9 protein-coding genes are annotated in these 13453 nt (G+C 43.2%); 4 read left to right on the top strand and 5 right to left on the bottom strand.

Annotated features, from left to right (window positions below; all coding sequences use genetic code 11):
• The first annotated feature begins 20 nt into the window (after positions 1-20).
• The gene (locus J2X69_RS17180; RefSeq protein ID WP_310106036.1) at positions 21-911 is read left to right on the top strand and encodes an AraC family transcriptional regulator; all 891 of its coding nucleotides are present in this window, start codon (positions 21-23) and stop codon (positions 909-911) included.
• On the opposite strand, the gene J2X69_RS17185 is transcribed toward J2X69_RS17180, so the two are convergent.
• Positions 903-1502 carry a class I SAM-dependent methyltransferase gene (locus J2X69_RS17185; RefSeq protein WP_310106039.1) on the bottom strand — a complete coding sequence of 200 codons (600 nt, stop codon included), beginning with the start codon at positions 1500-1502 and terminating at the stop codon, positions 903-905. The genes J2X69_RS17180 and J2X69_RS17185 overlap by 9 nt on opposite strands.
• Positions 1503-1541: 39 nt before the next feature.
• Between J2X69_RS17185 and J2X69_RS17190 the strand changes: the two genes are divergently transcribed.
• Positions 1542-2900 (top strand): acyl-CoA dehydrogenase family protein, encoded by a 1359-nt coding sequence (locus tag J2X69_RS17190; RefSeq protein ID WP_310106041.1) that lies wholly within the window; start codon positions 1542-1544, stop codon positions 2898-2900.
• Here J2X69_RS17190 and J2X69_RS17195 read toward each other — a convergent pair.
• Positions 2897-3736 carry a hypothetical protein gene (locus J2X69_RS17195; protein ID WP_310106043.1) on the bottom strand — a complete coding sequence of 280 codons (840 nt, stop codon included), beginning with the start codon at positions 3734-3736 and terminating at the stop codon, positions 2897-2899. The two genes, J2X69_RS17190 and J2X69_RS17195, sit on opposite strands and share 4 nt — an antisense overlap.
• Before the next feature lie 309 nt (positions 3737-4045).
• Between J2X69_RS17195 and J2X69_RS17200 the strand changes: the two genes are divergently transcribed.
• Positions 4046-4684, top strand: coding sequence for a GDSL-type esterase/lipase family protein (locus J2X69_RS17200; RefSeq protein WP_310106045.1), 639 nt, complete (start codon positions 4046-4048; stop codon positions 4682-4684).
• A gap of 817 nt (positions 4685-5501) precedes the next feature.
• Entirely contained in the window at positions 5502-8018 is a 2517-nt protein-coding gene (locus J2X69_RS17205) for a DNA-binding transcriptional activator (protein WP_310106048.1), read from the top strand.
• Between the two features lie 55 nt (positions 8019-8073).
• On the opposite strand, the gene J2X69_RS17210 is transcribed toward J2X69_RS17205, so the two are convergent.
• The 3 genes from J2X69_RS17210 to J2X69_RS17220 all read right to left on the bottom strand — a co-directional run bounded on the left by J2X69_RS17210 (position 8074) and on the right by J2X69_RS17220 (position 13368).
• Positions 8074-10278, bottom strand: coding sequence for a hypothetical protein (locus J2X69_RS17210; RefSeq protein ID WP_310106051.1), 2205 nt, complete (start codon positions 10276-10278; stop codon positions 8074-8076).
• 186 nt (positions 10279-10464) lie between these two features.
• Positions 10465-11280 (bottom strand): DUF3823 domain-containing protein, encoded by an 816-nt coding sequence (locus tag J2X69_RS17215; protein ID WP_310106054.1) that lies wholly within the window; start codon positions 11278-11280, stop codon positions 10465-10467.
• Between the two features lie 30 nt (positions 11281-11310).
• Positions 11311-13368: a RagB/SusD family nutrient uptake outer membrane protein gene (locus tag J2X69_RS17220; RefSeq protein ID WP_310106055.1), complete on the bottom strand. Its 2058-nt coding sequence runs from the start codon at positions 13366-13368 to the stop codon at positions 11311-11313.
• Positions 13369-13453: the final 85 nt, after the last annotated feature.

Below are 13453 nucleotides of genomic sequence, written 5' to 3' on the forward strand. Positions count from 1 at the left end.
ACTATTGAAGATATCCAACTATGCCCAAAAGTCCTCTCCCTATATTGCATATTCCGGATTTCGAGTCTGACAGGCTGGATTCCTCCCATTTCTATTATTCCGGGCTGAGAAACCACCTGTCAAAACATCAGTTTATACAAAAGCCCCACAAGCATGATTTTTACATTATTGTGGTGTTCACGCAAGGAAAAGGAAGTCATACCATTGATTTCAAAACCTATCCCGTAGAACAAGGCTCAGCTTTTTTCTTAAGTCCGGGACAAGTTCACTCTTGGAAACTTTCATCAGATACGGACGGACATATTCTCTTTTTCAGTACGGACTTTTATTCTTCTGTTTTTTCCAGAAAAAGATTAAACGGATACGGTCTTTTCAACCCAACCCTAGCCTTCCTTAAACTGGAAATTCATTCATCCGACGCAAAAGAGATTTTGTACATTTTTGACAAAGCCCATCTGGAGACGCAAAACCCCACCTGGGCTACTATGGATTTGCTGAGAAATTTCACAGATACACTTCTCATTTATTTTTACAGATATAAAGGCAAAAGGACTTCCGGCTCACAGGAAGAGAAATTAGTGAATGACCAATTCGAAAAGTTCGAAATGCTGGTTGACAACTATTTTAAGAAGCATAGGGAAGCCAGTTTCTATGCAGACAAAATGAATCTGAGCATGAAGCAGCTCAATGGGTTTTGTAAAAAGTCGGTAGGAAAAACCAGCTCACAACTCATACTGGACAGAGTTCTACTGGAGGCAAAAAGGTTGCTAACGCATGCTGACCTGAACATTTCTCAAATTGCCTACGAGTTAGAATTTGACGATGCCTCTTACTTCAGCCGATTGTTCAAGAAGAAAGCCGGAGTCACACCGGAGCAATTCAGAAAGCAATTGGAAAGTCCTTCAGCCTGATTGCCATAGCTGTGCTTTCACCCAACCTCCCACAAATTCCTTTTCTAAGCTTTTCTGCCAGTGTTCCGCAAATAATAGCTGCTCATAATCAGGAATACCGGTTCGCCGGTGGTTCACGGCTATTCTAAAAAACGTAATCATCCCCTTGTTCAAAAATCTCTGGTAAGCGTTCTTAGGCTCGAAGAAATCGGCAAGATGAATCCTTCCTTCTGTGGTAAGGCTTTTCTTTATTTCCCGTAAAAGAACAGTTATTTCATCATCCGGCATAGTATCCAGCACAAAATGAAGCCAGATCTCATCATACAACTTATGCGGTTCGGCTTGAAAATATCCCAAGCAAAAAGTCAACTTGCTTTCTGCCAGATTCACTTTCGCTCTATTGAGCATGGATCCGGAAATCTCCCAATAATCTCCCGTAAGTCGATTTTGAAAATCCCGGTAATCCAGACCATCTCCACCGCCGATTATTAAGATCTTTTTATTCGAAAGATCTTTAGCAAAATGACTTTTTGCATGCTTCAACTCGTTCCCAAAAACCAATTTGGTCAGAGAATTATAGTATGGAGCAAGGAAACTGTAATGATCTTTCACTAGTTTAAAGAAATGAACTAATCCCAAAAATACCTTTTCATGAAGAATCTATTTAAAACCATCGGCGGACTCCGTCAACTTTTATCCAGTGTCGATCTCGATCAGATTTCCAAGCTTTCCCAAAAAGTAGATCTCTCCAAGATGGTTGGCTTGGTCTCGAAGATGAGCGAAGAAGACCTTTCTAAAATGATGGGGATGCTCAAAGGAGGCAGCAAACCCAAGGTAATTCCACCGATCAACGGTGATTTCTATGAGTTGGGCAAAACCCTTCCCCATCATGAGCGGGAGATCCAGCTGCGTGTGCGGGAATTTATGGAGCGGGAGATCAAACCTATTGCAAATGATTACTGGAATAGAGGGGAGTTCCCTATGCAGATCATCCCGAAAATGGCTGAACTGGATATAGCAGGGCTCACCTATCAAGGCTATGGCTGCCCTGATCATTCTGCCTTATTGGAAGGGTTTATAGCCATGGAAATGGCGAGAATTGATACCTCAATCTCTACTTTTTTTGGTGTACAAAGCGGCTTGGCCATGGGCTCTATTTACTTATGCGGCTCCGAAGAACAGAAACTGGAATGGCTGCCGTCTATGCAAAAACTGGAGAAAATAGGTGCATTTGGTTTGACAGAACCTGAAGTGGGATCAGGTGTAGCCGGAGGATTGACCACTACCTGTAAAAGAGAAGGCGATGCTTGGGTGCTCAATGGGCAAAAAAAATGGATAGGAAACGCCACCTTCTCAGATATGACCATCATCTGGGCTCGCGACCTCGATGATCAGCAGGTGAAAGGGTTTATTGTAAGAAAAGGTAACCCGGGATTCTTGGCAGAAAAACTGGAAGATAAAATGGCGTTGAGAACAGTTCAGAATGCTTTGATTACGCTGACCAATTGTGAAGTGCCGGAAGCAGATAGATTACAGGAAGCAAATTCATTCCGTGACACGTCGAAAGTACTAAGGATGACTAGGGCGGGTGTAGCATGGCAAGCCGTAGGATGTGCCAGAGGAGCTTATGAGTTAGCATTAGCCTATACCAACGAACGCAAGCAATTCGGAAGACCTATAGCGTCCTTCCAACTGGTTCAGGACCTCTTAGTTACTATGCTTGGGGACTTGACAGCCATGCAGACGATGGTTTTCAGACTTTCAGAGATGCAGGATGATGATATTCTAAAGGATGAGCACGCTTCACTTGCCAAGGTATTTTGCACCTTGAGAATGCGCTCAATTGTCGATCATTCTAGGGAGCTTTTTGGAGGAAATGGCATTTTGCTGCGTCATGACATCGCGAGATTTGTGGCAGATGCTGAGGCAGTCTATAGCTACGAAGGCACCAAAGAGATTAATTCACTCATCGTAGGCCGGGCAATAACCGGACATAGTGCATTTGTCTAGATCAATAGCAAAATAGCAGGAATCAGGAAAGCTACTTCCATCCGCATTCTTACTTGTTCAGCGCTTAAGTTGGTTTTAAAAAAGCACAGGAAGTGTACAAGCAGCATAATCACCAGTAACCCAGGATAGATTCTATAGAAAGAGTTAACCAGAAGCAATCCCAAAAGAGAGCACAGAATCAAACTAATCGACAAATTTCGAATGTTTGTGAGAAGTTTTTCTTGGGGTATTTTGGTGGCGATTGAAACGAACCCAGCTTCCTCGTCTGATTTAGTGTCCAAGCTGGATAGCATGATTAGATTCAAATAGGCCAATCCCATATAGAGAATTGTCAGTCCAAAAACTGTCCAGGTGTAGTCTATTTCAGGTGTTTCATACCAAGGAAGCCAAGAGATTCCTATTACATAAAAAACCGCTGAGCTAAGTTCTTTCAATCGAACTTGTAGTGCCCCAAACTTCCTGACGGCAAGCATTATTGCAAGAATAAGTACTCCCAATCCGGTACCGAAGAACAATTCTCCGGAAAACCCAAAAAACTGTATCGCCCAAAATAAGCCAATGAATCCAACCAGGCACAGTCCCATCAGCAATGGTGTCCTATAAATAAGGTGAAAATGATGCCTATCCTGTCTAGGAGCTGAGGTCAACTTTCCGGCATCCATCAAGTGATCTGCGGTATAAATACACCAAACTGCCATCCCAAGCAGGACATATTCCTGCCAATCCAGTTCAACTCTCAGTGCCCTAGCAAAAAAAAGCATCCCAGCCATAGCCCCGAGGACCACATCAATGGAAAGCCAAGTAATGCGCTGATAGAATTTGAAGAGAAACTGCACGGATTAAAGATAGGGGGAATAGGCAAAAGTGCCTAGTTGGTACTCGGATGTTAGCTATAATTGGTATTTTACCGGCCAATTGTCTTGAAAAGAATTCGTAAACTTGTCCGCACCTAAATATTATTCTAAAAACTGTTTCCCCTCGACTTTGCTCGGGGTCCGAAATCTAAAACGAAACGTTGGAGGAGTGGAAGGAGGCGGCTTCGCCGCCTCCTTCCACTCCTCCCATTAACAGCTTAAAATACGGTGGCCGAGCGAAGCCCGAGGCCCCTTGGTACTTATAATTCTCAATTCAATAACCCTAAACACATGAAAAAATTCAATTTACTTTTAGTCACTTTTCTTGCCTTTGCCAGCATTTCTTTTGCGCAGGCTCCTATTAAAATAGCCTGTGTAGGCAACAGCATCACCCAAGGCCCGGGCAGAGACAATCCTGACAGCTGGCCGCTGCAGATGCAGGCAATACTTGGCGATGCCTATAAAGTGGGGAATTTCGGAGTAAGTGGTAGAACGTTACTCAAAAAAGGAGATTACCCGTATTGGAATGAACCACAGTTTCAGGAAGTGAAGGATTTCGGAGCAGACATCTTGGTCATCATGTTGGGGACCAATGATTCCAAACCTCAAAACTGGCAATATGCTTCGGAATTCAGACAGGACTATCTGGATATGATTGCTGAATTCAGAAAAACCATGCCTGCGGACGGAAAAGTCTACGTGATCATGCCGGTACCAGTGACCCGTGAAAATTTCGGGATCACTCCCGAAGTGATGAATAATGAGCAGCGGATGATGATCATGGATATCGCTATATCCTCAGGTTCTGAGCTGGTGGATTTATATACGCCATTGATGAATAAAACTGACTTACTCCCTGATGGTGTACATCCGAATACCGAAGGCTTGGGCATCATGGCGAAGGTGATTGCCAGAGCGATAAGGTTGTAGGAAGAGGGAAGTTAGGAAGTTGGAAGGTTGGAGGTCCCATGTAGCGAACCCTCCACTCTAGAAGTAGAATGAGCGTCGATCTAAGAAGGCTGTCTCATAACTCATAATTGTCACATTGAGCAGCCAGTCTGCCGAAGGCATGAAAGTCGAAATGGGCCTAATTAGCACATAAAAGGCTTCGACTTCCCGCCAAGGCGAGGTAAGCTACTCAGCCTGACAAGAAAATCTGATTATGAGACAGTCACTTTTCTATTTTTTGGAATTTGATATTTCATCTCAATAGTTCAACGCCCTTCGGGGTTGCTATTCCCTATCACCTCTTAAAATCCACCCCTTTCGAGTTAAAGTATCAATCTCCGATTCCCACCCCAACTGCTGCACCAGCATAAAGAAAATATTCAATTCACCTTTGGTGATTTATCTTTATTTCGTAACCACCACTGCCAAAAACCCAAAACGTGGATATTCTGGCGTTTTTAGCTCAACAAGAAAGAACAAGCAATCTTATTTTCTTCTATTTGCCTGTCAATACTGAATTCCTATATTTAGTCAGTCAAAAACCCAAAAAAATGAATATTCTAGCAGAACAATGTGCCTTGGATTGTGGTGAGCGATTCCAATCCTACCTGAATTACAAGCAATATTTCCGTGAACCGAAATGGCAGGATGAGCTCCCCTGTAGTACAAGACTGCCATGGGCTTTATGCAAAAGGTAACCAAGCTACTTTCATCCAACGCTACGCAGGCCATTTATATGGAGACTTCGGTGAATAAATTCATCTTTGTAGGCCGAAGGTTATTTTTTATTACCTAATCCATGCCTCTATTTACACATATATATTGCCTTATATCGCTGATTTTTGGCTATATGCCTACTCAGTCACCTTTGCCGGGAGGATTAAAATTCCATGGAAGTGAGGAAGCAATAAACCAACGCACATCCTACAACGTCTTGGGGGATAGAGCCATAGAATTTTCGGAACAATTCTCTATAGAGTGTAATCTATCCCTGTATCCCGCGACGGAAATTGGCTATATCGTCCGTATCAAAAATAGGAAAAGTGACAGGATTTTTAATCTCTTCTACGACGGCCAAGGGGACAATCTCATCTTTAAATTCAACGAAGAAGGAAAAGACAATCTGATAGTGGCACAGATGAATAGGGATGAATTGCTCAATACGCAATGGTTTAACATGAGGATCTCATTCGATCTCACCGGCAATTCTATAAACCTGACTATAAACAACCAAAGTTTTTCGGCTAAAAATCAAAAGTTTGAAGCGACGTACTCTCCTGTTATTCTATTCGGCAAAAGTGATCATGTAATAGACGTACCATCTTTCGCCATTAAAGATCTTTCTGTAGAAAGTAAGGAAACTTACAGCTTCCCTTTGTTGGAAAACGAAGGGAACATCGTCCACGACATGAATGGCAATCCAGTAGGAAAGGTTGTAAATCCTGACTGGCTCAAAAATTATGCTTACCACTGGAACCACCAAACTTCCTTTAAATCCCAAGCTATAGCAGGCGCAGGCTATAACTCCCAAAGAAAAGAACTATACTATTTTAACAGAGACTCCATCCATATATATAATGTGAGATCGGGTGATAAGAGAATTGAAATCTTCAAACAAAAATGTCCTGTAAAGCTAGTTTTGGGCACCAATTTCATAGATACGACACGAAATAAATTATATACCTACGAGGTGTATTACGACACTCCCTACGATGGTCCCACAGTAGCAAGTCTCGATCTTGACACATTCGAATGGACTGTTGAAAGCTACGAACAACTTCCAACCCAGCTCCACCATCACAGCTCCTATCTAAACAACGCTGCTTCAGAATACACCATATTCGGAGGTTTTGGGAACATGAAGTACAGTAAGAGTTTCTTTTCTTTCGATTTAGCTACAAGAGAATGGATCGCCCTTGAAGACTTCTCCGGGGATTTTTTATCCCCTCGGTACTTTTCCTCCTTGGGCTATGAAGAAAAGAAAAGCTCACTGTACGTTTTTGGGGGTATGGGCAATGAATCCGGTGAGCAAGCTGTCGGGAGAAAATATTACTACGATCTATATCAGGTTGATTTAAACAGCAATCAGATTACCAAACGCTGGGAAATTCCTTGGGGAAAAGACAACATTGTTCCGGTAAGAGGGATGTTCACCCTCAACGATTCAACTTTATTCACACTGTGCTATCCTGAACATTTCTCTCAATCCACGCTCAAACTGTATAGGTTTTCCCTAAAGGATGGCAATTATGAAATACTTGGAGATTCAATTCCGATTATATCCGATAAGATCACTACAAATGCCAACCTGTATTTTGATTCAGGGCTTAACAATCTGTACGCCGTCGTTCAGGAATTTGAAGATGACATTTCCTCTGAACTAAATATTTATTCTCTGGCATTTCCAGCCATTACAGCAGCCGAGCTTTCAGATTTTCCGGTGGATAAAAGCAACAATCTGTTGGTGATAATTCTTCTTTTGAGCGGATCAGCGATTGCTATTGGATACCTTTTGCTCCAAAAACAAAAACCAATCGACAATCCTATTGTAGAGGAAATCAATAAGGGAATCGTAGCCGTTCCAAGAATAGAAAGGAAAACCCGTCCCAATTCCATCTATCTTTTTGGCACTTTCACGGTGAGGGACAGGAAAAACAGGGATATCACCTATATGTTCAGCACTCAGCTGAAACAGGTATTTTGCCTGATATTACAATATAGCACCTCTGAAGATGGCATCACCTCCCAGCACCTGAGCAATTTATTGTGGCCGGATAGACCCGCTGATAAAGTAAAAAACTCAAGAGGGGTTACTATAAACAATCTGCGGAAAACCTTAAGTGAACTTGATGGCATAGAATTAATCCATGAAAAAGGCTACTACAAAATAATCCTCCACGAAGAAGCCTATTGCGATTACAGTAGGTGCTTGGAACTTGCCTCCACACATGAAATGGATGTATTCAGAGATGAATTTGCTGAAATAGTAGGCCGCGGTAAATTCCTCTATCTGGCTGATGATTATTTATTTGATGAGTTTAAAGAAGAGGCGGAAGCGAAACTTGAGCCCATACTCTTGGTTGAAATTGAAAAGAGCTTTGAGGCAGGATTGTATCATACGACTATTTCCCTTGCAGAAGCTATATTCAATATTGATCCACTAAACGAATTGGCCTTAGCTTGCGAAATTAAAGCGATGCAAAAACTAAAAGCCCATGAAGAGGCCAAAATCAAATACCGGGCGTTTGCTCTTGAATATAAGAAAGTAACGGGGAACGATTATCCCCATACTTTCATGAGTCTGGTCAATTCATAGTCTCTCCAACCTAAGTTTACAGAAGGTTACGCCAATCGTTCTGCATCTTTAAATATCACCAACTCAATTCTATATGAACGCCTTCGGGATTATTTTCGAAACTTAGGAAACAGGTTTTACTCGATTCGTCCCATGAAGTAGTTGATTCCACGGGATTACCATCGGCATCCTTCAGCTCTATTTCTCCGGCTTCCTTAGGCAAAAGTACTCTCATCACATTGGTCGTGTTCAAAGGGCTTTTGGCCACGAAGGCATACGAATTAGTTGTTCTTTCTTCTTCGTAAATCCTTGCTGCCGAGACCAAAACCTGTGGCCTTTGCTTATTTTCTACACTTCCTATATTGAATAGAAATGCCTGTTCTCCGGGATTCACCTGTTTTTCGTCCAGAACGGGTATTTCAGGATTAAATAAATCAATCAGTTTTCCCTTGAGGATATAAGGAGACTGATCAGAGTTTTCATTGACTACAGAAATAATTTCATAAGGTCCTCTGGTAAGAGAGAAGTGGTTTTTGAGTTCCAGCTTCCCGGCGCTGCCTTCTACTTCGTATAATTTCTTGATCGTATTGACAAATTCTGTATCGCCACTCACTTCCAGCACGAACTCTTTCGGATCGCTGCGCAAAATCACGACTTTGCCTTTTCCGTAGGCATATTCTCCTGCATCAAACGGTGCATTCAGACCAAGCTTTTGAAACAAATCTTCCGATGGGGCTTTGAAATTATTACCATCCGTGTTCCACCATTCTTGCACGGTTTGAAAGGGATCATCGTCTCTTCCACTATATACTATAATGCCCCCTTTTTTTACCCACTCAGCGATGTATCCGTGCGACTCCTTATTCATGGGTTTCATATTGGAATAAGACATAATCAGAATTTTTATATCCTTCAACGTCTGATCAAAAGAGACATTTTCTATATGAACTGTCTTCACAGGAACGCCTCGCTTTAGCAAGGGCAAAGCTTGTCCATAGAAATTTGACAACTGAGGATCATCATACCCCTGATGGATAGGGAATCGTTGGAACATAAGTGAATTGGACATAAGAATTCCTATCCCATGCGATCCACTTACTTTGTTATCAGATAAGGGCATGTCGTTCAGCGTATTGATCATGACTTGCATCTGGGTGGAATAAAAGCGGGGAATCTTCTCCTTCTGATCACTGTCGGCGCTTGTACGATAGGTTCCTTCGTAAATCCTGTCAGGCCATGGCATCACTTCATAGTCGGCTATCATGGGATAGAGTAGTTGGGCGGCAAAAGTAGCATGGTAATTCTTCTTGTAATCAGCCCAATCCCGAGGCCAGTCTTCTATCGGGTCGGTAAGAAAATACATTTTTTTCCCAGTTGGTGCAGTCATGGACTCCATGGAGCCGTATTCCAGAAAAGCAGTTTCAAATACCCTCTCTTTCTCCTGTCCATTAAAATAATTGGGCTCGCGGGAAGTTCCTGTCCAGACCTGTGCGATGTAGCCATCCACACTCGGTAAGGATGCCAGACTTGCCTCTGGACTTACGATCATCCACTGGGAATAATTAACAAGCGAGTGGGTAGGAACGTAACAACGTACGTCCATTCCCTTACTTTTGCCATATTCTTTAGCATAGGAAAAGCATTCCTCTACAGCTCTATAGTAAAGATGATATTTCAATTTGTTTGACAAGTAGGTATTTTCAGGGGATTCATGCTGAGGTCTCCAGTCAAAGCCGTAATATTCTTTCCATTCTCTTTTAAAAGCTTCGCTATAACCTGTTCTTGCCCAGAATTCAGGTTCTTCCAGATAAATGGCATCAATCCCGGCATCGATCACCCGTTTGATCACCTTTTCCTTCATGTACTTTATGAAATTGTTGGAAGGAACGATGTAAGGCACCATGTGTCCGTGCCATAAGGTATCCCCCTGTTGGGTTACCTGTCCTTCATCGAGATGCCATTCCCCATCCCATTCTCCGGTAAAATAATCCTGATATTCCCCCCAGGCGATCCCGCTCATAAAATGCGTGGTGTATCCTCTATCACGCCAAGTCTGTACACGTTCCTCAAAAGTCAAATCCCCCTGCTTATGATGGTCTTTCACGCTATACACAATCGCAACATCTGCCCTGACATCTGTTACGGGTTTCCAAGGGTTTGAAGTTTGAAAGGCGGTTTTCTCTCCTAGCCTTTCTGTTGACTGATCCGCTTTTTGCCGGGATATAGAACACCCTTGAAAAAAAAGAGCTGTTAGAAAATATAATAAGATTGATTTTCGCATGGAGAATGGATATAAAAATTCTTAGGTAAATGAATTAAACCCTTCACAAATAAACGGGGGTACCCAAAGCCTTTAAGCATATCTGCAACCCAAATCACACCTACTGTTCTGAAAGGATTTCTTTCTTCTGTAGAGGTAAAAGTTTAAAGCCACTCCAGTAGAAATAGCTTTAAACTTTACAGATCGTTAGTAAACCAATACTTGGCGAGGCTCATTATAATTCCATCGTCTTGTACCGCTGCCTCTAGGGGTATCGTAGTTGATCCGTGCAGCTGCCCGGACAAAGACCATCCTTCCTTCGGGGATGGTTCCGTTGGATTCTATGGTAATCGTCTCTCCCAGCCTCGAGTTGAATGAAGAACCTGAAAACTCCATCTGACTGGACCATCGCTCGTCACGTGCACGATAGCCCACAGTGGAAGAATAGCTTACAAACAATTGTATATCTGTAACATTGGTAAAGCTGTTGCTATATCCACCCATAGGTTCAATCTGGGAACGAAACTCTTCTTCAGATACCCCACGGGTGACACGTACCTGCGCTTTTACCTTACCGTTGATCACCTCAGGCTCTTTTACCCACTCCACAAGTAAGAAAGGCTGAACCTCGAACCTGACATGGGATACACCCTGGATATCTACTGTCTGCGTTTCGTCTGCTAATGGAACACCGCGGTCATCTTCGCGGATTAAAGGAATAAAAGGCCCATCAATACGTACGTTATATGTCCCCGGAAACAGTTTTGTATTCTGAAATGTACCATCGGGCATGCTAAAGAAGTCTGGATTTGGAACCACATTATCACCCCAACTCAGTTCAGTGAGCCGGACACGTATGCCCTCACTTCCCTGATCTGTAAGTATTGGCTCACCTGTTTCACTATCCACCACTTCTCCTTGAAGCGTCTCATCCGGCAGGTCGTAATTGTCCAGTTCAAACATTCCGCAAGAGCTAAATGAAAACAGTGCGCATATTGCTAGGTAGATTGATATATTCTTCATCTTCTATGGATCTTGGTTAGTGATAATTTCTTATCGGTTGGGTTGCTGATCTATTACCGGACTCTTAGAAACTTCTCCTCCGGGAATGGCAAAATAATAGTCGATTATATTGTACTCGAATGTCTTCAAACTCACCCACTGGAAGCGCGCATCGAAGAAGTACTTCCCACTTTCGGCAGACAAAAATGGATATAGACCACGAAATCTGTATCTGGAATTCATACTGAAATCCTCCTTATCCCTTTGCTCACCCCAGAATCCATCTCTTTCTTCGTAGTGCTGAACCCTCCATCTGCGTAGATCCCATTTTGTCTTATGCTCTAGGGCAAGTTCCTTTCGGCGTTCTTTTCGAACAGTATTCCGCCCGTCTATATCCGGAGAAATCCCACCGGATAGCAACGTTGCTCCAGCTCTTTCCCGAATTTCATTTATTGCGGCAGTGGCAATCTGTAGCATATCAGATCCATCGGGAGAAGCCTCACCTACCAAAGAAAGCTCTACTGCTGCCTCCGCTGCATTAAGCAACACATCCGCATAACGCATAAGTATAAAATGCTGCGATGACCTACCCTCCCCAGCTTCAAAAGAAGGATCAGGGTTGAGCCATTTTCGCCCATACATTCCGGTAAGTGTGCTTTCCCCATTATCGAAGAAGGGACCATTGGCACCTGCAGCAGTGATCTGTCCGCCTCGGAAAGGGACTAATTCCTGACTCCCTCCTTCTCTTGCACTAAGAAAAAGACGTTTGGGAGCTTGAGTGTAAATGGGTAAGTGCTGATATCGTGTTTCTGCTGTTGCGTAAGAATAATCATTGAACAGAGGGCGAATGGGTTCAGATCCGGTATATACCCCCGCACGGATTTCTATTTCCGTATTTTTGAACACATCCCCTGGGAAGATCACATAAGCACGTAAGCGCGGCTCGGCATCTTGGAAAAAATCCATCGGCGAATCATACATCAGGTAATCACCTTCTGTGTTGGTAGCCCCTGTAGTAACCTTAATCGTGCCATCCGGATAGCGGTCAAAACCTTCAAACAACTCCAAGAAATCCAGCGTAGGGCAGGTGCCGGCTGCCAGTGGCGCTTTGAATATAAACGGAGCACTGTAGGCATCATACCCGTGAGTAGCTACTGGAAAACTGTACTGTTTCACATAAATATTCTCAGGACTGGTAGGATCACTGAACATATCTACCATGTTTTGGTATTGGGCTTCAGGGTCATTAGCTGCCCACCTTCTCTTATAGAGAGCGTACTGACCGCTTGAGATCACTTCATTGGCGGCCAAATAAGCCTCTTTGAAATACCTTACCGATGCCGCTTGGGCAGTCTCCTCGGAGAAACCAATTACACGCACACCTGTTTTCAAACCGGTTCCGCTGAGCCGTCCCGGTACGGTTTCATTATATTTTGCTACACTGCCTGCATAGAGCATTGCCTCCGATTTGAATGACAGCGCCACGTATTTGTTTGAATACCCACTTTTTGGACTGGCAGGCTGAAGCAACTCAATCGCCCTGTCGTAGTCTGCCAGCACCTGGTCCCATGTCTCTTCCTCGGATGACCGGGGGATTTCCAACGTTTCCTCTCCGGCAGGATAGCGGAGGACACCCGTTACCAGCGGTACGCCTCCAAAACGTCGTGCCATAGCGGAAAAGACAGTCGCCCGCACAAAATAAGCTTCTCCCAAATAATGATTGAAAGTAACCTCAGGGTAGGTGCTTGCAAATTCAGGCAATTTTTCCAACAGGTAATTGGCATCCCGTAGCAAAGCAAAAGCATTTGACCAATAGGGTGTTCTTTCTCCCGTAAAAGCCGAGCTTATTCCATCCCGGTTCAACGCTTCACCGGTGCCTTCAATACCTAATGCTCCCAGCCACGAATTGAATTCAACTCCCCACTGCGCCATGTATTTAAAATCCTCAAACGGCATTTTACTGTACATTCCGGCTACATAAACGTCCATCCCGGATTCGCTCGTCATGAGTGTTTCGTCGCCAATGACATTGGGAGGAGGTACATCAAGATCCGTACAGCCGGAAAAATACATCAAGCTTATCAGCAATAATATGATTCTTATTTTCATATGTTTATAATTTTTCTGTCACTTCATTTTTATATTTTTAGGTAAGGGTAAGAAAACGCTAAGAAGTTAAATTTTCATATTCATG

This window comes from Algoriphagus sp. 4150, assembly GCF_031457395.1.
Classification (GTDB): Bacteria; Bacteroidota; Bacteroidia; order Cytophagales; family Cyclobacteriaceae; genus Algoriphagus.

Bases quoted from the DNA above. Each gene is read 5' to 3' on its own strand.
- J2X69_RS17180 (WP_310106036.1), top strand. From the start codon at position 21: ATGCCCAAAAGTCCTCTCCCTATATTGCATATTCCGGATTTCGAGTCT.
- J2X69_RS17190 (WP_310106041.1), top strand. From the start codon at position 1,542: ATGAAGAATCTATTTAAAACCATCGGCGGACTCCGTCAACTTTTATCC.
- J2X69_RS17200 (WP_310106045.1), top strand. From the start codon at position 4,046: ATGAAAAAATTCAATTTACTTTTAGTCACTTTTCTTGCCTTTGCCAGC.
- J2X69_RS17205 (WP_310106048.1), top strand. From the start codon at position 5,502: ATGCCTCTATTTACACATATATATTGCCTTATATCGCTGATTTTTGGC.
- J2X69_RS17210 (WP_310106051.1), bottom strand. From the start codon at position 10,278: ATGCGAAAATCAATCTTATTATATTTTCTAACAGCTCTTTTTTTTCAA.
- J2X69_RS17215 (WP_310106054.1), bottom strand. From the start codon at position 11,280: ATGAAGAATATATCAATCTACCTAGCAATATGCGCACTGTTTTCATTT.
- J2X69_RS17220 (WP_310106055.1), bottom strand. From the start codon at position 13,368: ATGAAAATAAGAATCATATTATTGCTGATAAGCTTGATGTATTTTTCC.